Origin of the sequence: Anabaena sp. UHCC 0253, assembly GCF_009712085.1 — a bacterium.
GTDB lineage: Bacteria > Cyanobacteriota > Cyanobacteriia > Cyanobacteriales > Nostocaceae > Dolichospermum.
On sequence record NZ_VILD01000001.1, the window covers coordinates 297,978 to 318,941 of the forward strand.

A 20,964-nucleotide genomic window follows, 5' to 3' on the forward strand; every position below is an offset into this window, starting at 1 on the left:
CTAGCTGTTCTTCTTGGGGGGTCAGGAAGAGTTTTTGCTAAATCTACTACTGGTGTTACAAAGCCGGGTAGTAAATCGGGATTTTCATAAGCTAGGGCTGATGGAGAATTAATTGCCCAAATTGAGCCAGCAAAGCAGAATACGGCAATTGATACTAAAATTCGTCGCCAAAAACACAGGTGCATGAACGTTTTTATACTATTGTCAAGAGTAAAATGGAACAAGTGCTTTTCAAAGAGTAAGGTAAAAGTGATACTTCTTTACACTTCTTTACTTTACTCTAATAATTGATATCTCAACAAAATCTGATTGGGAAATTGGGGAATGGTCAATATTTTTGATTCACCCTTCATGTCTTTTTGATTCCCGTTCTCGTAATGTTAGAGATGGTTTATCATTACTTGATAAGCGTTCAGGATTTCTTCTGACGGGTTTTTTGCGAGTAAAGCTTTTCCAAGCTGCTTTAAAGCCAACTAGGACGCTCCGGGTGCTAATTTGAATATTTTCTGCTTGTTTTTTGGCGCTATCTAAACTTTGATCAAATTGTTTAACAACTTGACTGGCGCTTTTGACACCTTCGCTGACATCATCTGTTAAGTCTGTTATTTCTAAGCTGGTGTTGCGGATAGCATTGAGAGTAGGTGGCAACTCGCGTGAAAGGGTATCAAAGAATTTTTCAGCACTGCGAGCAGCGCGGGCTAATTCCTGCAAGGCGGGTATGGCTGCTACCAAAACGGCTGTAAGGCTTGTAGCAACGAAGAGGATGGATAGTCCCAGCCAAAATAAAGGATCAATCACGGTTATGCCATTTTATAAACGTTCTAGTTTTGAGTCAGAGTATCGGCAATGTCGGCGGTACTGCTGATATCAACAGTATTTTGCTTGTTGAAATTTTGGCTCTCGCGCTGGGTAGCATCTATACCTATAGCGATCGCTTCCCGAAATCTATCTACAGTATCATCAAAATTTCGCAAGGTGCTGCTAGAAAGACGATCTGCTTGAATTTGCACGCTAGTAGAGATATCTTCGGCTAATTCGGGGATAGCATTGGCGGATTTTTTAATAAGTTTACGGGTTTCGCGTCCTGCTCGTGGAGCAACTAGCAAACCGGCTAGAGTGCCGATAGCTGCTCCTAACATCAAACCACCAATAAAAATTCCAGAACGGTTGTTAGACATTTTTTTATTTTCAGCCTATTTTCTTATTACCTACTTTACCAAGGATTCCCAATCATAGTGAAAGCAGACCAGAAGTAGGGATGTTGTAAATCTTTATTGCCAATTCTCTTCAATAGGGGTGGTAAATTCACATCACCGCGAGAAATCCGTAATTTACCATCTTGGATGCGGACTTCTCCTGTTAACATAGCAATTTGAGCTTGCCTTAATGCTTCGGCTTTAATTGGTGATGTTTTTAACTGTTTATAGAACTCACTCATTAATCCTAAAGTACCTTCATCAGAAACATACCACAAACTCGCCAATGCAGACTTAGCACCAGCCTGGACTGCAAAACCGGCAAAACCTAATTCAGCTTGTTCATCTCCTATGGCTGTCCGACAAGCACTTAATACGACTAATTCCACGGGGGGATTATTCCAACCCAATTGTCGTAATTGATTCATTTTTAACCGAGTATCCCACAACTGGATATAGGAGTTACTTGCGGACCCGCTTTGAAATTCACCATGAGTAGCTAGGTGAATAATGCCATAAGGGATTTCTTTTCTCTGGTTTTGGAGATTTTTGAGGGTAAAGCTTTCATTTAAGAATGATTTTCCTGTCCATAGTTGGTTGGTAATAGCTAATAATTCTGTAGGTACGGCGGGTAAGGGATCTTGATCAATGAATGTGGAAGCACCCATACCTAGAACTTGAGCTTTTTTAATATCAACATAGTTGGTATCAGTGAGGCTCAGACTCGGCATTAAACCAACACTGTAACGTTCTACAAGATGTTTTTCACCATCATACAAGGCAGCAATGGGAAGCGATCGCAATCCCCCATCCATGATAAATACTAAATTATCTATTTTTTGCTGTTGCAGTTCTGACTCTATGGGTTGAATTAGCCAGTCGTACAGTTGTTTTCCTGGCTGCTTATAGTTACGACGGAAGGTGTTATCTGTAACGGCGCTTCTAAAGCTTCTGGCGACTTCTATAACTTGAGAACGAGTCACATTGATGACTTTGCGAATTGGTTCACCCTTGCTAGTGATAATTAATAATTCTAAGCGATCGCTATCAGATTTGAGAATTTGTGATGCTTCACCTGAGATAGTTGTCGGTACAAAATTGACATATATAAGTGCTGGCTGAACACCAGTTGCATTATTAATTTTCGACAGGATTCCACGGGATTCATTCACAGATACAACTTCAATATTTTCTTCAATTGCTAAATATTGTTTAAACTCAGCCGTAAATTTTTCATCAATTTCTCCAGGGAAATTGGTTTGATTTTCTTTATATATGGAAGTTTTACCTAAGTTTGTGTTAATAATTGTTGTGGGTTCAAAAGAATTATCCTCTTGACTTTGATTCGTTAAACTAAAATTTGCCGGAGTTAAAATCCCATTATTAGCACTAATGCTGTAACTCCCAGCAATGGAATTTGCTGTCACAGAAATAGATACAATTCCGCTATTATCAGTAATTAAAGTATTACTACCAGTAAAACTTGCACTTGCGCCACTACCAGGAGCATTAAATGTTACTGTTACATTGGGAACAACGTTACCAAATTGGTCTTTTACTATAGCTTCAAGTTGATTAATAAAAGCAGTGCTGACAGTTGTTGTTTGTGGTGTACCTCCTATAGCTGTAATGCTGTTAGGAACATCGGGATTATTCGTTAAACTAAAATTAGCCGGAGTCAAAATCCCGCTATTAGCACTAATGCTGTAATTCCCAGCAATCGTATTTGCTGACACGGGAATAGATACAATTCCGTTATTATCAGTAATTAAAGTATTACTACCAGTAAAACTTGCACTTGCACCACTACTGGGAGCATTAAAAGTCACACTTACATTAGGAATTGCTTTATTAAAACCATCTTCTGTTACTTCTGCCTGTAAATTCGTGCCAAAAGTAGTATTTACAGTGGTACTTTGTCCCGAACCAGCAATAGGTGTAAGAGTATAACCCACTACCTCAAATGCCCCAATATCCGTTGCTGCACCTTGGGGACGACTAATACCACGTTGATCTGTAGTAAAATCATTATCTAAAATAGCGGTATTAATAGCAGGACTATCTGGTAATAAAGCCATGGTTTGAGTTGTACCACCATAATCTCCTAATACTGCTAATTTAGGATCAATTGGTGCAATATTAGAGCCTACTAAATTACCATTGTCGCCGTTGTTGATACCAATCCCAGTACCATTACCAATGAGATTGTAGTTACTCGGAGAATCAACACTTCCAAAAATATCAGGACTTGTAGAGCTTGTATTACCTGCTACAATAGTATTTTTAAGTAAGATGTTTCCATCACTTGAGTTGTAAATACCTCCACCAAGATTAGTTGCAGTATTACTACTTAAAGTACCGCTGATAACACTTATAGTTCCAGCAAGATTATAGATAGCACCACCGTCAGTTGCTTGATTACCACTAAAGGTGCTATTGATTATAGATATATCCCTGGAAGAACCATCATTATAGATAGCTCCACCGTCACTTGCTTGATTACCACTAAAGGTACTATTACGAACAAATACTCTACCACCGTCACCACCTTGGTTATAAATAGCACCGCCATCAGATGTGGATGAATTTCCACTCAAGGTACTATTGTTGATGGTTACTGTACCAAAAGAATTATAAATAGCACCACCATCAGATGTGGATGAATTTCCACTCAAGGTACTATTGTTGATAGTTAATTGACCAGAAGAATTATAAACAGCACCACCATTGTTGATTGCGGTGTTATTACTAAAAATGCTATTAGTAATATTTACAGTTCCACTTGAATTGTAAATAGCGCCACCGTCAGAAAAAGCAGAATTATTATTATTAAAGGTACTATTAATAATATTTATAGTACCACCTGAATTGTAGATAGCACCACCGTTAGAAGGAGCAGAATTATTATTGAAGGCAAGGTTATTAATATTTAGTGTATTTGAGGTTGTGTTATAAATAGCACTACCATAGAAAGAACTTGCATTGCCATTAAGAATAGAAAAGTTATTGAGAGTAACTGTATCAGAACTAGATATCTGAAACACAGAGTTATTGTTCTGAGCATCCAGTATTGTATTAGTTAAACCAGCCCCATTTATAGTCAAGGGTTGATTAATAAAGACCGTATTCCCTGTATAAGTACCTGCACCCAGATTAATTGTTGTACCTCCTGCTACAGTACCAATAGCATCAATGGCATTCTGAATTGAACTATTAGGTGCTATTGTTTCTGGATTAACCTGATTTATGTTAAACGTCAATGCACCCGTGCTATTCATATTAATTGTGCCATAGGGACCCCGAAAAAATCGCCGTCCCGTCAGTGTTAGAGATGCACTTCCTCCTAATGTTTGACCAATGGAATTAGTCAACGTAATATCACCACTACCACCTGTACCACCAGCAGTCGTGATAGTGACATTTGTACCACTATTTAAAGCCGATTCGATGGTAGTGGGAGCAATGGTACTATTAGTGGCTGGATCAAAAATACCACCAGTTAAAGTTCCTGTACCAGCAGTGACAATATTGATATTAGTCGGATCTAGTAACCAAGTTCCTGCTTGTCCATTGCTACCACTAGCATCAACTTTTGCACTATTGACATCTAAGAAGTTTTTACCAGAAGTTTCTACGAAACCACCATTAACACCCTTGGCGCTAATAGTACCAAAAAAGCGGGTAGCATCATCCGCCCAAAGGATGACTTTACCACCGTTTTGTAAGCCGTCAGCAGTAATGATAGAGTCACTACTAACAAAGGTACTGATTGCTATGGGGACTGTTCCCTGTCCTTGATCATCTCCCCCTATCAGAACCGTACCACCGTTGACACCATTAGCATTGATGTTGGCATTGAATAGGGCTATGCGATCGCCTAAAATCTGAATTTCTGGTGTAGTATTATTAGTATTATTAGAGTTAGCAACTGATATTTCTCCACTAACAATAGTTGTACCAGGATTAGTAGGAATAACTGTATTTGTACTCGTCAGCTTAATTTCCCCATTTTCTACAGCAAATCCTGTTGCAGCAGCAAGATTTCCACCCGTAAGCAGTTGTGGTAAAGAAAGAGGTGAGAATACTTGAGGATTAATTTGAGATTGTGTATCTAGTGGTAAATCTACACTCAATAAACTATTTTCTGGAGTAATTCTGACAATTTTCTCTCCAGGGACTGCCATAATTTTGATGTTACCACCAGGAGCAGTTATTGTCCCTGTATTCATAACAGTACCACCTAATAAGGTGAGACTTTGCCCTTCCCCAACTGCTAAATTTCCAGCATTAAAAATACTACCTGGTTGATTAGTTGTAAAACCAAAACCTGTAGGATTACCAGTTAAATTACTATAATTATTTGTACCAATAGCATTAAACCATTGATTGTTAGCAAATTCAATGCCATTAGCTGTAGTTGCGGTAAAGGCAGCAGGAACATTTAAACTAGAATTTCCACCAAAAATAATTCCGGCTGGATTCATTAAATATAAATTGGCATTACCACCTGTTACCTGAATTAAGCCATTAATTACAGAAGCATTGCCACCTGTTACCCGTCCTAAAATATTTTGAATTTGTGGGTTAGCAAGAAAATTAGCAGTTTGATTGGCATCTAATCCAAATTGGGAGAAACTGTGGAATAAATTAGTATTATCACTGCTTAAACTTCCTCCACTAATATTAATATTATTGTCCTGATTATTAATAATTGTGCCTGTACCATCATTAGCTGGTGTAATTGATTGTGCTTGGGCAAAGTTGGGAAATAGCCCCAATAATAAAGGGATAAAACTGGCAGCTAAAGAACTTCTCCAAGATTTGCGGCGTTTTTGGGCTTTAACTACAGCTTTGTAGGAGTCTTTGATTTGCTGATAACTCCGTTGCCAAGATAGGCTATTTGGATGGCTACGATAATAATAAAGTGGTTTAAATATATGCTCAACTTTTGCTATTTCGGAAAGTCGCATACATAAATCGTAATCTTCTACTTCTAAAGATTCATCAATTCCACCCGCTAATTCAAATACTTCTCGACGGATTAGCCGAAAGTGGAATGTCATAAACTTATTTAATAGTTCTTCCCGATTGTAGGGAACAAGACAACGATAACCATAGCTAAGAATTGTGTCTTTTTCGTTAATATCTAAATAATCGGTGTAAACCCAACCAATATCTGGTTTTTTATCTAAAACTGCCGCAGTTTCACTCAGTGCTGTTGGTGCTAGTAAATCGTCGCTGTCTACCCAAGCAATATAAGGGGCTGTAGTTTGGGAAATTGCTAATTTTAGAGCTAATCCTCTTCCCAAATGTTCTGCAACTATTACCCGTACCCGCTGATCTCGTTTTGCATACTCACGGGCTATTTCTACGGAACTATCTGTTGAACCATCATCCCAAATTAGGAGTTCAAAATCACCCCTAGTCTGAGTTAAAATACTCTCAATAGTAGCAGCTAGATAGCGATCGCGGTTATAAGCTGTAATGACAAGGGAAATGGCTGGTAGCATAAAATTTCTAATATCAGACTTTTGATGTCATCAAAAGATTATATCCCATCTTCCGCACCCCCTGGTGTCACAATCGGTTTTTTCTGATTTTTCTCCACATTTAATGTTTGATTTTTGACAAAACCCAACTAATATTCGTAGGCGATAGGGAAGCGCTGCTGCAAGCAGTTCGCCAATCCCATATCTCCAAACGACCAATTTCCGTTGTGTGACAATTTAGGGTGCGGAAGGTAGGATTTAAGTTACCTGCGATTATTTTTATTTTACTTTCTCTGGGTAGGGATTACTAAAAGCAGGGTTTTTAACAAACTCTTCATCAGTCAGACTTCGCAAAAATGCCAGTAAATCCTGTTTTTCAGTGTCACTTAATTTAAAACCACTAATAAACTCACTTTTGAAAGGATTTGTATTGCCGATTCCGGCAAACTCCCCTGTTTTAATAGTTCTTCCACCTGCTTGATAATGGTCAATTACTTCTTCTAAAGTCGCTATACTCCCATCGTGCATATAGGGAGCAGTGAGGGCAATATTACGCAAAGTAGGAGCTTTAAAACGACCCATATCTGTTGGTTTAGAGGTAATTTCATAAACACCAGTGTTATCTGCTGGATAAGAACCTTTACCATCAATGTTATAAAGCCCAGTATTGTGAAAAGCAATTTCTTGAAAGGCTAATTTTTCGTGCATGACTGAATCTGTAAAATTAATTCCACCATGACAGTGAAAACATTCTAAATTTTCGCTATTAAATAGTTTTTCACCCCGTTTTGCTGCTGGAGAAATGGCATTAGTATCACCACCAAAGCGATATTTATCATAGGGAGAATTCACGGAAATTAAAGTGCGTTCAAAAGCTGCTAAAGCTTTAGTAATATTATTGAGATTAAGAGGATTTTTCTCATTTCTAAAAGCATCTGTAAACATCTGCCGATATTTCGCGTCATCTCGCAACATTGCTAATATTTGTTTCTCCCTTCCTACCATCCCCATTTCCACTGGATGTTCCCCAAATATTGGCACTAAAGCTTGATTTTCCAGCTTTGTAATTAAAGGGTTAGCCCAAGTTAATACAGGGTTATAGGCAATATTAGCAAGACTCATAGAGTTACGAGGGTGTTTTTCCCCAGTTGCTCCCACAGCTACTGTTTTACCATCAGTAAAAGCCAATTTTTGGAGATGACAAGCAGCACAGGAAAATTCACCTGTAATTGATAAACGTTGCTCATAAAAAAGATGTCTTCCCAAGTCCACTTTTTGGGAATTCATGGGGTTATCGGCTGGTACTATTGGTTTAGGCATCCAAACTGGAAGATTCCAGTTATATGCTGAAGTTGGAGATGCAGAAATGGCTGTACTCAGTCCAATTGATAAACAAACTGAGAACAAACAAATTGTCAGCAAGGTGAACCAGCGAGATAATTTCATTCAACTCTAAAAAATTTCTGTTTAGCAGCAGGTTTACCATTAAAAGGTAGACCGAAATTAGTCATAATCACATTGCAGTCACTATCATCTGGAGATGACATACAACCGGGGGGAGTATTTTTTTGATTAATTGTTAAATTTGTGCTTCCTATTAAGGATGCAATATCAGCAATTACGACATTTTTATTAATATCAAACTTGGTAAAAATGACTTTTGAGGTATTCAAATTACTACAAGTTGATGGTTTTTGACTTCCTTCATTTGCTTGACAACCAGTGCTACCCAAATGAATTGGGAAACCCTGAGCTTTTTCACTTTTTTCACCATGCTTGATCTGAGAATTATGAGTTTGTGTTTTCCAATCCAAACGAGCAAATTTATAACCAAAAAGCCAATTCCACCATAAAGAAGTCAGATTTAATGGTGAAGGTGCGGTGACAGAATCAGCATGATTAAGATTGACAGGAACACCTAAAGTAAATTGTAACCCTTGATAATTACCTTTGGGTATTGTCCCCATAATTTGATTGCGTGTTTCGACTGTACCATTAATGCAGCCACCAGATTTATTTTCAAAGTCTAAGAGAGCGACATTTTGATATTGCCATTTTCCATCCTGTGTTAAATTCACAGGTATAGATTTACCATTATTATCAATTAAGGCAATATCAGATACATAAAAACGGAAGTCATCAGGAGTAACTTTTGTGGCTGGTTTACCTAAAGTATAGGTTTTACCGCATTCAAAAGGTTGTTTACCCACTCTTCCTTGAAAATTAATTGTTACTTCTTGGGTGTTGGTAGTTTGAGCTACAGTTTTGGTAACGCCCCAAAAATTTCCCGCCAGAATAATTCCTACCATTGTGGTAGATGTTAATAATAATTGCCGTTTCATGGTTATTTGTATGAATACATGAATTTAGTCTGAAAGTAGGTGTATCTCTAATGTATTCAATTTTCAGTTAAATAAATCACTAAGTCAAAAGACAAGCTGTCAAACTTGATTTTCGATTTTGTGGGTTTGGAGAAATCGCTACATATTTAAATCAAAAAAAGCCCTAGTTTAAAAAACTAAGACTTCATGTGAGATTATTTAATATTTTCCTAATTTAATTAATGCTTTTTTTATTGATTCAAAATCTGATTTACAGGTTTGTTAACCATGCAATCAAGCCATTTCCAGTAATCGCTTCTACAGCTATGAGTGAAACGAAGCCAATCATTGCTAAACGTCCATTCAGCTTTTCTGCGTATTCTGTGAAACCTGTTCTTGGGGTTTGGTCTACATATACTTTGGGTTCAATTGCAAAGCTGTTGAGTTGACCGAGTTCGTTGGTAGTAAAGCCTTTAACTGTCATGTTTTTTTCCTTTTTGTTTTCTTATGTAAATAAATATAACATTTCGTAAATATTTTTTGCAAGGGCTTGACATGATAAAAAAAAATACGGTAAGCCGTACTAAATATCGTTCGGTATACCGTATAATCAAGTTCGGTTAGAATGCGATATTATTCGCCGTAATGACTACTAACTACTTTGCCTCGAAATACCCTATATAGATAGGCATTATAGAACAGCATAATCGGTACAAAAAAGCCAATGAAGGTAATCATTAAAACTTGAGAACTAAAGGAAGAAGCTGCCTCAAAAATGGTGATTTGGGTGGGAATAATGTAAGGAAAGATGACAAAAGCTAAACCCACAGTTGTAATTAAGAATACCACAACTGCCCAAATAAAAGGTGTCATCTCCAGACGAGCATTGATGCTGTAAATTAATCGGCTAACTGCTAAAAGAGCCAGTATAGGAATTAGCGCAAAGATAAATACTTCTGGTTGATGAAACAAGCGATCGCGTATATTTTCATAGTACACGGGAACAGCAGCAGTAATCAAAATTGCTCCGATAACTGTCGCCCAAGTTGATAATAAAGCTGTGCGATAGTAGGTTTTTTGTAGTTCACCTTCTGTTTTGATAATTAGATAGGTTGCACCAATCATCACATAGCCTTGCATGACAGTTAAAGCTACGAGAATTGATGGTAAATTTAACCAATCCCAAATCCCACCAATAAACGCACCTGTACTATCAACTTTGATTCCAGCTAAAACCCCGCCCAAAATTAATCCTTGGGATAAAGTAGCTAGTAAACTACCACCGCCAAAGGCAAAACTCCAAAAAGTTTTATTGTGGGAATGTTCTCGAAATTCAAATGCAACCGCCCGCAAAATAAATCCAATTACCATGCAGGTGATTGGAATATACAGAGCATTAACAATTGTGGCATAAGCCAGAGGAAAAGCCCCAAATAAAGCCCCTCCAGTACACACTAACCAAGTTTCATTAGCATCCCAAACACTGCTTAAAGTGTTAATCAAGATGCCTTTTTCTTCCTCATTCTTGCGTCTTAAAGTTAAAATTCCCACTCCTAAATCAAAACCATCAGTAATCAAATAAATGGAGAGAAATAAAGCAATAATACCAAACCAAACTATCGGTAATATTCGTTCCAATGTGTCCATTAAACCTCTCCTTCCTGAATTTTAGTTCCTACAACTTCACCCACAAATTCTCTTTCATTACTACCTGTTGGTAGTGGTAATTCCAAATTTGGACCTTGGCGAACAATGCGACTACCAAAGTACAAAGCAGAACTAAATAACAGCAAATAAATAACTGTATAGGCTATTAATGAAGTGAGAACCGTATTTGCTGGAAGATGAGAAACTGCATCTGCTGTTCTAATTTTTCCGTAGACAGTCCAAGGTTGTCTTCCCACTTCTCGTACTATCCAACCAAACTCCACAGCCAGATATCCTAAAGGTGCAGCAAATACCCAACCTCGCATCAACCAACGTTGTTTAGTGATATTTTCTATGGCAAGTTTACCGCGCAACCATTGAACAACACTGAACAACATTAACCCACATAAAAAGAAGCCAATTCCTACCATGATCCGGAAAGAATAGAAAATAAGACTGATAGCATGAGGTCTATCTTGTGGTTGCCATTCTTTTAAACCTTTCACTGGTTCAGAAAGAGTGGGTTTCATTTCTAAAATGTAACCTAATGCGTGAGGAATATTCAGTTCCCAATGATTTTTCTCTCCGGCTATATCAGGTGCAACTAACGCTGTCCAAGGTGCGGATTTTCCGGCGGGAATAGTATCCCAAATTGCTTCTATTGCAGCTAATTTTGTGGGTTGGTTGTGATAAACTTGTTCACCACTGATATGACCAACAAATAGTTGTAGAGGAGTGACAAAAATAGCTAAAGCTAAAGCCAATTTGAAAGATTTACTGAAGAAAGCATGATGGCGATTTTTAAGAATATACCAGGCACTAATGCCGCCAATTACAAATAGTGCAGTTTCTAAAATCGCCAAAACCATGTGAAACCAACTACTTAATGCTGCTGGATTAAAAATGGCTTGGATAAAATCATGGACGATGAATTTACCATTCACCATTTCACCACCAGCAGGTGTTTGCATCCAAGAATTAGCGACAATAATCCAAAAAGAAGATAGACTTGCACCGACAAAAACCATGATTGTTGATAGCAAATGTAACCAACTAGGTACACGATGCCAACCAGAAATCATGATGCCTAAAAAGGCGGCTTCTAGCATGAATGCCATTGTGCCTTCAAAGCCTAAAATTGTGCCGAAAAAGTCACCAACAGCTACAGAAAATGGAGACCAATTAGCACCAAATTCAAATTCAAGAGCAACTCCAGATGCGACTCCACACCCAAAATTAAGAATGTAGATTTTTGACCAGAAACGTGCATGACGGTAGTAATCAGGGTTTTTTGTGAGCAACCAGAGAATTTCTACTACTACCAAATAACCTGCCATGCCGATGGTTAAGACAGGCCATAACATATGAAATACGCTAGTCACGGCAAATTGTATGCGCGACAATATAATGGGGTCTGACAAAAATCCCATAACTACCTTCTCGTGAATAAACAAAATTTAGGGCGATGAGTTGTAGATATAGCCCATATTTCTATTTATGACTTTTTTTATGATTTCGTCAAAAGACAATTTGTCAGAGTAAAAATAAATAGATTAATTATAATTTTTGGTATATCAAATCGCTGTAATTGTCAGTTATTTTGTTAGCAATAATACTTTTACTCTGTTCCATAAATGTTGAATTGTATTGTTGTTAGTAGTTGGTTTTTCTGTCTAACTCTGGGGTAAGTTCGGCTTTAACTATAGTCCATGCTAGGTAAACATCTTATTTGACGGCTTGTCTTTTGACAAACTGACTCGGTAAAGTAAATAATCCTACCTGGAGACTTGGGACGTAATATCTCTAGTTATTTTTTCGTGGAATGTGGGGGGTAGCTTTGAAATTAAAACAGTGTGTGTTTATAAGTGTGGCAAGTACGATTTGTTTGTTGATAACTCAAAAAGCAAATGCAGAAACTGTTCCCAGTGGAGTTATTACAGATATTCCGCGACTAAATGATGTTGAACGTCCGAAAACAAGTATTAAAGATTGGTTAGCACAGGAATCTCAAACATCTCAAGTTTTGCAAATAACTGGTGTACGACTGCAAGAAACAGAAGCCGGTTTGGAAGTTGTTTTAGAAACCCCAATTGGAGAATTATCCGCACCAGAAAGTTTAATTGATGGTAATGTTTTAATTGCAGATATACCAAATGCGGTACTAGCTTTACCAGATCAAAAAGAGTTTACAGCCAAAAATCCAGCAGCGGGAATTACTGCAATTACGGTTACACAACAAGAAAATAACCAAGTCCGAGTTTTAGTAACTGGAATTGAAGATGCACCTACACTACAGATAGGTGCAAATAACGGCGGTTTAACTTTAAATATATCTGCCGCTACATCAGAACCAGATATAGAAATAACCGTCACAGCCCAAAAGCGGACAGAAGACGCTCAGGATATACCACTTAGTCTGACAGTAATTCCACGTCAGCAACTCGAAGACGGTCAAGTTAGTTCTTTCTCTGGTATCGCCAACAACACACCCAACTTTACCTTTTCTTCCTCTTCATCCGGTAGTGCTGAATACAACTACTACAGTATGCGAGGGTTAAGTAATTTCAATGCTTTTACCAACCAGGATACTGTAGCTTTTTATATAGATGATGTCCCTTTTGATTACGGTGGCTTTTTAGACCTGGGCTTGATTGATTTGGAACGAGTCGAAGTCCTGCGGGGTCCCCAAAGTACCCTTTACGGGAGGAGCAGTCCGGCTGGGGTTGTGAATGTGATTTCCCGTCAGCCGACTCAAACGCCGGAATTTGGAGTTTCTGCTAGTTATGGCAGCTACAACAGCCGGGAATTGCAACTTTCCCTCAGCGATGCGGTAATTCCTGAGCAACTATCGTTTCGATTAGCTGGTGTATACAACGCACGGGATGGATTTATTGATAATACGACATTGAATCGCACCGTTGGTGAAGTATCAAAAGTAGCAGGACGGGCGCAAATTCTTTGGACACCCACACCAGAATGGAGCGTGTCTTTCAATACCTATGCTAGTGATAGCGATGGTGGCAACCCTACCTATAATCTCCGTAATGCCCCTGATCCATTTCAGATCGATCAAAGTGTGGATGGTTTTGCGCGGTTAAGCAGTAATACCCAAGCCTTGAAAATCGGCTATGATGGTGCTAAATTTCGGGCTACGTCAATTACAGCCCGGCGTTTTACCAATCAATCCAATTTCCTGGGAGATAACTTTGCTGAACTTGATCTACTCAGGCAGATTATAGATATTAATTCCACCGTTTGGTCACAGGAGTTACGTTTTCAGTCCCCTGAAAGTGCAGACCGTTTGCGCTGGTTACTTGGTGGATATTATGAAGGGCGTGATTTTAATGTTGTTAATGATACTATAGAACGAACAGCAACAGCCGCCGCCATATTTGGTTTACCAGCAGGACGTAACCGTGTTTCCGCCGAACAATCTCGTAATACTTATGCAGTCTTTGGTCAATTAGACTACAAACCAATTGAACCCTTAACTTTATTTGCTGGTTTGCGTTATGAAGCTACTGTTAGCACCCTGAATCGTCGTCGTTTTTTTGAAGCTGCTGCTGGTGGAGTTACTTCTAGTGGGTCTGTACAGGGGGCAGAAATCAGCAGTAGCGCCTTGATTCCCCGTTTTGGTTTGCAGTATCAAATCACCCCAAATTTAATGGCTTACGGGACAATTGCCCAAGGCTATCGCCCCAGCGGACTAAATTACCGCGCTGATGACGATGCAACCCGTCAATATCGAGAAGAAACATCTTGGACTTATGAAGCGGGTTTAAAGTCTTCCTGGCTGGATAACCGCTTGACTGCAAATTTATCGGTGTTTCGGACTAATGTGAATGACTATCAAGTTTTGCTAACCGATAATGATGGATTTTTCCGCGATATTGCCAACGCTGATGTGGATATTACTGGATTGGAATTTGAACTAAAAGCCCAACCTGTAAAAGGGCTAGATTTAATTGCTGGTGTGGGTTATGTAAACAGCAAATTTCAAAACTATACCAATCCATTTACAGGCATAAATTATAGTAATAATCGTGTTCCTCTCGCACCAGAATTAACTTACAATTTAGCGATTCAATATCGCAGTGCAGGGGGTATTTTTGCCCGTGGAGAATTGCGCGGTTACGGCACAAATTATTTTGATGATGCGAATGAGATTAAACAAGATCCTTTTGTACTAGTGAATGCTAGGATTGGTTATGAGTGGAAAAAGTACGGTATTTATTTATTTGCTAACAATTTGTTTGACACTCGTTATATTAACTCTGGTTTCTTTTTCCCACCGCCTAATGTAACGGCAGGATTTGGTGATCCGGCAATGTACGGTGTGCAAATAAAGGCGAGTTTTTGATTTATAGGTAGTATAAAATCGGTAATGCACTATGATCAAGAATTTGGTGCGTTACGCGATCGCTAACACCGAAACAAAACTTATACCACCATTATGCAATGCCGAAAATTGCTGTAAAAATCAAAATCCCGCAGCGATCGCACCGCAATAATTTAGGTTGTATTACTATAGTGCTATAGTTATCCAATCAATTCTGATGGGGTGCAGCCATTGGACGTAAGGGGGAAGTCAACTTTATGTAATAATTATTGGTAGTCGCTAAATATTCTGTTGTTTACGATTTCTCAGGAAACTTTTATGACTTCAGAAAATACTGATATTAAGCAACGTTCCACTGCTAAAGTTATTTACAGATTTCTTGGAGGTACTGCATTTGGTGTCTTGGTGGTAACTATTCCTATTTCATTATCGTCTATAGATGATTTGAATTTATTTCATCTAGTTATTGCATTATTCCTGATTCTATTATCTGGTTTGCTATCAAGTATTTGGGGAGAAAAATTTATTGATGCAGTGACGGGGATATTAAATTCCTTTGCTTCTTAATTATCAACACAAAAGTGACTGGGCTTTAGGTTAGTTTAAGAGGATGTTTGAAAAGTTTTGGGCGAATATAATTCACTACTACACAAGCCAACTCCACACTTCGACAAGCTCAGTGACCACCTGCGTGGACTAACAAAAAATCAAGGGTTTGAAACCCACGGAGGTGGGTTTTGCCTGTGTAGGCGCGACTTCTAGTCGCCAGGGCGAACGTAATTACGAAAAAATGAAAAAAGTATCAAACGACCTATTGTCAAACCTTACAAAGATTAAAACTTTTGGAAGTAATACCATGTAAACAAATATTACTGTATATTCTGATTACGTATTTATCCTCTTTGTATAACTCCCTCCAAGAGTATGGAAATTTTATCTAATACCGTGGCGTTATCGCGGATGCAATTTGCATTTACAGCGATTTTCCACATGATCTGGCCTGTGCTAACTACAGGTATGTCTATCTACCTAATTGTTGTTGAAGGACTATGGTTAAAAACCAAAAACCCTACTTATTATCATCATGCTCGTTTTTGGTCAAAACTGTATTTACTCAACTTTGGAATTGGTGTTGCATCAGGTTTACCAATGGGTTTTCAGTTTGGAACTAACTGGGCCCCATTATCAGAAGCGGTAGGAGATTTCTTAGGTAGTATTCTGGGATTTGAAGGCTCAATGGCATTTATGTTAGAGGCTTCTTTTCTGGGAATTATGATGTTTGGTTGGGAGCGAGTTCCTCCCGTAATTCATTACTTAGCAACTATTCTCGTGGCTTTTGGGGCGAATCTTTCCACATTCTGGATTTTGGTTGCTAATTCATGGTTTCAGACTCCTAGTGGTGGAGAAATGGTGAATGGGAAGTTTATTGTCAATGACTATTTTCAGGCAATTTTAAATCCCTTCATGGTGAATAGTGTTCTCCATATGTTCTTAGCAACTTTGGAGACTTCTTTATTTGTGATTGGCGGCATTAGTGCTTGGTATATTCTCAATAATCGCCAGCAAGAATTTTTCAGCAAATCATTTAAAATAGTTTTAGCGATCGCCATTTTTGTCGCTCCTTTACAAGTGTTAATTGGTCACGCTAGTGGCGATCAAGTTTATCAATATCAACCCACCAAACTAGCAGCAATTGAAGCCCAATGGGAAACTGTACCTGCTGGTGAATCTGCCAAATGGAATATATTAGCAATTCCTAATAGAAAAGCCGAAAAAAATGATTGGGAAATTTCTGTTCCTAATGGTTTAAGTTACATTTTAGAACTCAAACCTCAACTGTCTCAACCTGTATTGGGACTCAAAGAATGGAAACCAGAAGATCGTCCCCCAATGATTCCTTTGATCTTTTATTCTTTCCGTTTAATGGTAGGAATTGGCTTTTTCTTAGTTGGATTAATGCTGTGGAGTATTATTCAATGGCTCAGAGGTAAATTGAGCAATAACAACATAACTCAACAAAAATGGTTATTACGAGCTTGGATTTTAGCTGCACCTTTAGGCTATCTGGCGATTGAATCAGGCTGGATTGTGCGCTGTGTAGGAAGACAACCTTGGACAGTATATGGACAAATTCGTACTACTGATGCAGCTTCTCATTTACCACCCGGTGAAGTATTATTTTCACTCACAGTTATTGCCCTTCTTTACAGTGTTTTATTTGTCTCAGCCATGTTTTTTTGGTAGCCGCATTATTCGCAAGGGACCAGATTTAACTTTACCAATACCAGGAAGTGAGATCAAAACAGTAATTGCTACTGAATCTGTGAGTCATATTCCCGATAGTCGTCCTTTGGAAACACCGCAATAGGAACAATTACATGGAAGCTTTACTGCACTTTTTACCACAAGTTTGGTTTGTAATTCTGGGGTTATTTCTGTTTCTTTACGTGCTTTTAGATGGCTTTGATTTAGGCGTTGGTATCCTCTCTTTGACTTCTTCTGATGAGAAACGCCGTAGTTTATTAATGACCAGTTTAGGCAACGTTTGGGATGCTAACGAAACCTGGTTAGTTTTGATGGCAGGGGCATTATTTGGAGCTTTTCCTTTAGCTTATGGAACAATTTTAAGTGCGCTTTATCTGCCTCTGATGGTGATGGTTGTAGGGTTAATTTTGCGGGCTGTTGCTTTTGAATTTCGAGAACATTCTGATAATAAAAGTTTCTGGAATTTTGCCTTTGGAATCGGCAGTTTTATTGCTGCTTTATTTCAAGGATTTGCTTTGGGTGGTGTATTAGCAGGAATCAAAGTTGATGCGGCTGGGCATTTTATTGGTGGGATATGGGATTGGTTAAGTTGGCAATCATTATTAACAGCATTGACACTTGTACAAGGTTATGTATTGATTGGTTCAACTTACCTAATTCTGAAAACCGAAGGTAAATTACAGGAAACTCATTTTAGCACTGCCAAATTAGCCGCTTGGACAACTTTCATCGGGGCAAGTTTAATTACCATAACGACACCAATTGTCTATGAAAATGCTAGAGCCAGGTTGTTTCATAAACCAGAAGTTTATATTTTTGCCCTGATTCCTTTGTTGGGTGTGTTGTTGGTTTGGTTGCTGCTACAAAGCCTAAACCATAAACAGGAAGTTGCCTCATTTGTCTATACAGCTTTAATCTTTTTGCTGACATTTATTGGTTTAGGATTTATTGCTTTTCCCTACATTATTCCCCCCACTATTACCATTTATCAAGCAGCTTCTTCTGCTACTTCAATGGTTTTTATGATTACGTTCATTGGGTTTTTGATTCCAATTATGTTGTTTTACAACATCTACAATTACTTTGTCTTTCGAGGTAAGGTGGTCATCACTGAAGAGGGACAATAAATTCATATCAAATAAGAAATCTGTTAGATTCAGTGTCAGCTACTACTATCTTGATTTTTCTTTTAGTATTAGTTAGAGAAATTGTCAGAATCAGGTGGTTATCGAGTTTCGACTCCGCGGTAGTTGAGCGGAGTCGAGATAATTTCCAGGATTTAAGGATGTACAGGATTAAGACTAAATGGCGGGTGTGGGGATCGAACCCACTCATCCCCGAAAATGGTGGAGACTTTAACCAATGATAACCCTAAATTCATCGGCCTAAAAAGGCAAGTTACGAACAAGGGAAACCCGCCAGGAAAGATCAGGGATAAAGTTGTATTTATCCCTTATCAAACAATATACAGCACAACTTTACAAATCGTCATTAGCTAACATTTGGATAATGCGCGGAATACTCGGATCAAACCCCGCCAAATCCCAAGATAAAGGATCTTTTGGATCTACCAAAGAAATACGGTAAGGAGTTAAAGTCACATAAACAGCCTTAACATGAGGATTGATCTTTTTCCGGTATTCCTGCAAAGCTTGACTAGGATGTTTATTACCCGCCCAGCTTTCCGAGTCAGTCCAAAAGCAGACAACATCAGCCTTAAACTTATTCTTGATCATCCAGTCATAAGCTACACTCGCATCAGTTCCGCCAAAGTTTTGGTTACTAGCTTTGCGAACCGCAGAACTAAAACTATCCTTCGCAGTAATATCCAAATCTTTAAACTGAGTTGAAAAACCGCGAATTGCATAGTTTTTTTCAGCTTTTGCTGTTACTAACGCCATTGTTGTGGCGATTTCACAGCAACTTAAACCCATATCTGCAACCAAGCTACCCATAGAACCAGAAATATCTACAGCGTGCATAAAGACTTTACCAGTCGGTTCTACCACCTCAAAAGACAGTTCGACCGCTTTTTCCAAAATATCCACAATGCGGGAAACTGGTTTCCAAGTCTTCTTACTGCGTCCTAAACTTCCTCCAGATTGATAGGTTTTGAGAGCTTTTAAAACATCAATGGGATGAATTCGACCTTTTCTCAAATGTTCACGGTTATTAAGAACTGCTTCCACACGCTGCAAATTTGCGCCTTCATCAGCCCGCAAAACCTCTAATTGAGTCAAAGAACCTAAATTCCGTAACATTGCCCCTATAGGCATTTCTTGAAAGAGCAAATTCCAAGCTTGCTTATCCATGTTACCCACAGGTGCAGCCATTTCATGGGTTAAGCGTCCTTGAGAAATAGCGGTATGAGTTTCGCTAGGGTTACGCTTGAGCCATTCATACCACCAAATCTGCGCTAAAGCATCTGAGGGTATATCTGCGGGTAACTCTTCCCAACCTTTCACAACCCACTCAAATAATTGACGGTGATTTTCTGTAGGTGGGTTGACGTGAAACAACCGCAAAGCATCACGGTGAGTAAAACCTTGACGTTGTTGATATTTCAAAAGTTGATAAGCCAAACCTTTGACATCTTCCCGTGATAGCCACGTTTTACCAGCTTCGCGGATAACTTTACCGAAACCCCGCAAAGATTTGGTGTAATTCAACCATTCATAAAAATGGCTACCTGTGCGGACAACTTGGGGGAAAATTTCACCAAATGCTTTTTTAGCTTCTGGTGTTTCACCCATAGACAGCAATACCAAAGCGAGAATTGGCGCACTGTTATTTATGGCGCGGCCATCACTAGCATAGAGAATTTCTTCGGCTACCCGTCCAGGATTTTCCGCCACGGCTTGGTTGAGAATATTAGCAAAATCTTCTGTTAATTCCTGTTTACCAGCGTAGTACGTGCTTTTTGCTGTTCCTATCAACAGACACCGACGCAGCATTTTCCAAATACCAGCATCGAACATATAGCCGCCACTACGCCCTTTGATCATCTCTTTTTCCCTTCCAGGAATAGGCTGATTTTGGGGTGTAGTATTTTTGTTTTTAGTAAAGAAGTTATAATTCATGGCTGCTTCTCCCGGCCTTTTCAGGCAATTTTGAGATTCCACAAAGTGGAAGGTGGCAGGGCAGGATTTGAACCTGCGATCTCCCGCTTAGAAGGCGATAACCCTCTTTCGTCGGCCTTTTCAGGCAAGGTATGAAAAAGGATGTTTTAGGTGTTCTAGGCCGCTGAACTACCTGCCACATAATGGATTTTGGATTTTAGATTGAATAGAGGTTTGGTGTAGTGAGACAGGAGTTGTTCGCGTAGCGTGCCGAAGGCATACCTGCAAAATTTTCATCACCAGAACCCGATAACCCTCAACTTTTCGGCCTGTTTAGGCAAGGAAAGTAAATTAAGGATTTACTCTGGTGCGTTTACCAATTTCGCCACCCACTACAGAAAAATTCAAAATCTAAAATTGTTTTGGGTGGTGGAGCAGGATTTGAACCTGCGAATGTCTCGATAACCCTCAATTCATCGGCCTTTGCAGGCAAGGTTGTGAATAAGGATATAAAATGAAATGCCTTACCGCTTGGCTACCCACCACATGGAAAGTCAAAAGTTAGAGTTTTGGCGCGGGTAAGCAGGAGTTGAACCTGCGACCGATGAATTAACGATAATCCTCAGTAAGTCGGCCTTTACAGGCAAG

12 protein-coding genes, 2 tRNA genes and 2 pseudogenes are annotated in these 20,964 nt (G+C 38.9%); 4 read left to right on the forward strand and 12 right to left on the reverse strand.

The window, feature by feature from the left end; all coding sequences use genetic code 11:
* The 9 genes and pseudogenes from FJR38_RS01320 to FJR38_RS01360 form a co-directional block, all read right to left on the reverse strand.
* A pseudogene (locus FJR38_RS01320) lies at positions 1–185 on the reverse strand (TPM domain-containing protein); the annotation flags it as partial.
* 157 nt (positions 186–342) lie between these two features.
* Entirely contained in the window at positions 343–798 is a 456-nt protein-coding gene (locus FJR38_RS01325; protein WP_168493354.1) for a DUF948 domain-containing protein, read from the reverse strand.
* A 23-nt stretch (positions 799–821) separates the two neighbouring features.
* Positions 822–1,178, reverse strand: coding sequence for a YtxH domain-containing protein (locus FJR38_RS01330; protein ID WP_168493353.1), 357 nt, complete (start codon positions 1,176–1,178; stop codon positions 822–824).
* Positions 1,179–1,213: 35 nt separating this feature from the next.
* Positions 1,214–6,706, reverse strand: coding sequence for a CHAT domain-containing protein (locus FJR38_RS27635; protein WP_168534966.1), 5,493 nt, complete (start codon positions 6,704–6,706; stop codon positions 1,214–1,216).
* 258 nt (positions 6,707–6,964) lie between these two features.
* Entirely contained in the window at positions 6,965–8,131 is a 1,167-nt protein-coding gene (locus FJR38_RS01340) for a methanobactin export MATE transporter MbnM (RefSeq protein WP_168493350.1), read from the reverse strand.
* Complete coding sequence (locus tag FJR38_RS01345; protein WP_168534968.1) at positions 8,128–9,027, reverse strand: MbnP family copper-binding protein; 900 nt, start codon at positions 9,025–9,027, stop codon at positions 8,128–8,130. Before FJR38_RS01345 ends, FJR38_RS01340 begins: the two co-directional genes overlap by 4 nt.
* A 250-nt stretch (positions 9,028–9,277) precedes the next feature.
* The gene (locus tag FJR38_RS01350) at positions 9,278–9,490 is read right to left on the reverse strand and encodes a chlorophyll a/b-binding protein (protein ID WP_168493346.1); all 213 of its coding nucleotides are present in this window, start codon (positions 9,488–9,490) and stop codon (positions 9,278–9,280) included.
* A 149-nt stretch (positions 9,491–9,639) separates the two neighbouring features.
* On the reverse strand, positions 9,640–10,653 hold the full coding sequence (gene cydB / locus FJR38_RS01355; protein ID WP_168534970.1) for a cytochrome d ubiquinol oxidase subunit II: 1,014 nt from the start codon (positions 10,651–10,653) through the stop codon (positions 9,640–9,642).
* Entirely contained in the window at positions 10,653–12,083 is a 1,431-nt protein-coding gene (locus FJR38_RS01360; RefSeq protein ID WP_168534972.1) for a cytochrome ubiquinol oxidase subunit I, read from the reverse strand. Before FJR38_RS01360 ends, cydB (FJR38_RS01355) begins: the two co-directional genes overlap by 1 nt.
* A 392-nt stretch (positions 12,084–12,475) precedes the next feature.
* On the opposite strand from FJR38_RS01360, the gene FJR38_RS01365 reads away from it, so the two are divergent.
* From FJR38_RS01365 to cydB (FJR38_RS01380), 4 genes and pseudogenes are all read left to right on the forward strand, one after another.
* Positions 12,476–15,013: a TonB-dependent receptor domain-containing protein gene (locus FJR38_RS01365; protein ID WP_168534974.1), complete on the forward strand. Its 2,538-nt coding sequence runs from the start codon at positions 12,476–12,478 to the stop codon at positions 15,011–15,013.
* A 297-nt stretch (positions 15,014–15,310) separates the two neighbouring features.
* Positions 15,311–15,559, forward strand: a complete 249-nt coding sequence (locus tag FJR38_RS01370; RefSeq protein ID WP_168534975.1) for a hypothetical protein — start codon at positions 15,311–15,313, stop codon at positions 15,557–15,559.
* A 357-nt stretch (positions 15,560–15,916) separates the two neighbouring features.
* Positions 15,917–17,360 (forward strand): annotated as a pseudogene (locus FJR38_RS01375) (cytochrome ubiquinol oxidase subunit I).
* A gap of 10 nt (positions 17,361–17,370) precedes the next feature.
* Positions 17,371–18,384 (forward strand): cytochrome d ubiquinol oxidase subunit II, encoded by a 1,014-nt coding sequence (gene cydB / locus FJR38_RS01380; protein ID WP_168534976.1) that lies wholly within the window; start codon positions 17,371–17,373, stop codon positions 18,382–18,384.
* Positions 18,385–18,735: 351 nt separating this feature from the next.
* On the opposite strand, the gene FJR38_RS01385 is transcribed toward cydB (FJR38_RS01380), so the two are convergent.
* The 3 genes from FJR38_RS01385 to FJR38_RS01395 all read right to left on the reverse strand — a co-directional run bounded on the left by FJR38_RS01385 (position 18,736) and on the right by FJR38_RS01395 (position 20,861).
* On the reverse strand, positions 18,736–20,337 hold the full coding sequence (locus tag FJR38_RS01385; RefSeq protein ID WP_168493332.1) for a TROVE domain-containing protein: 1,602 nt from the start codon (positions 20,335–20,337) through the stop codon (positions 18,736–18,738).
* Positions 20,338–20,389: 52 nt separating this feature from the next.
* Positions 20,390–20,515, reverse strand: a tRNA-OTHER gene (locus FJR38_RS01390).
* A gap of 224 nt (positions 20,516–20,739) precedes the next feature.
* Positions 20,740–20,861, reverse strand: a tRNA-OTHER gene (locus FJR38_RS01395).
* Positions 20,862–20,964 lie beyond the last annotated feature (103 nt).

Excerpts from the sequence above, each read along its gene's own strand:
- FJR38_RS01330 (WP_168493353.1), bottom strand. The coding sequence starts at position 1,178 with ATGTCTAACAACCGTTCTGGAATTTTTATTGGTGGTTTGATGTTAGGA.
- FJR38_RS27635 (WP_168534966.1), bottom strand. The coding sequence starts at position 6,706 with ATGCTACCAGCCATTTCCCTTGTCATTACAGCTTATAACCGCGATCGC.
- FJR38_RS01340 (WP_168493350.1), bottom strand. The coding sequence starts at position 8,131 with ATGAAATTATCTCGCTGGTTCACCTTGCTGACAATTTGTTTGTTCTCA.
- FJR38_RS01345 (WP_168534968.1), bottom strand. The coding sequence starts at position 9,027 with ATGAAACGGCAATTATTATTAACATCTACCACAATGGTAGGAATTATT.
- FJR38_RS01350 (WP_168493346.1), bottom strand. The coding sequence starts at position 9,490 with ATGACAGTTAAAGGCTTTACTACCAACGAACTCGGTCAACTCAACAGC.
- cydB (WP_168534970.1), bottom strand. The coding sequence starts at position 10,653 with ATGGACACATTGGAACGAATATTACCGATAGTTTGGTTTGGTATTATT.
- FJR38_RS01360 (WP_168534972.1), bottom strand. The coding sequence starts at position 12,083 with ATGGGATTTTTGTCAGACCCCATTATATTGTCGCGCATACAATTTGCC.
- FJR38_RS01365 (WP_168534974.1), top strand. The coding sequence starts at position 12,476 with ATGTGGGGGGTAGCTTTGAAATTAAAACAGTGTGTGTTTATAAGTGTG.
- FJR38_RS01370 (WP_168534975.1), top strand. The coding sequence starts at position 15,311 with ATGACTTCAGAAAATACTGATATTAAGCAACGTTCCACTGCTAAAGTT.
- cydB (WP_168534976.1), top strand. The coding sequence starts at position 17,371 with ATGGAAGCTTTACTGCACTTTTTACCACAAGTTTGGTTTGTAATTCTG.
- FJR38_RS01385 (WP_168493332.1), bottom strand. The coding sequence starts at position 20,337 with ATGAATTATAACTTCTTTACTAAAAACAAAAATACTACACCCCAAAAT.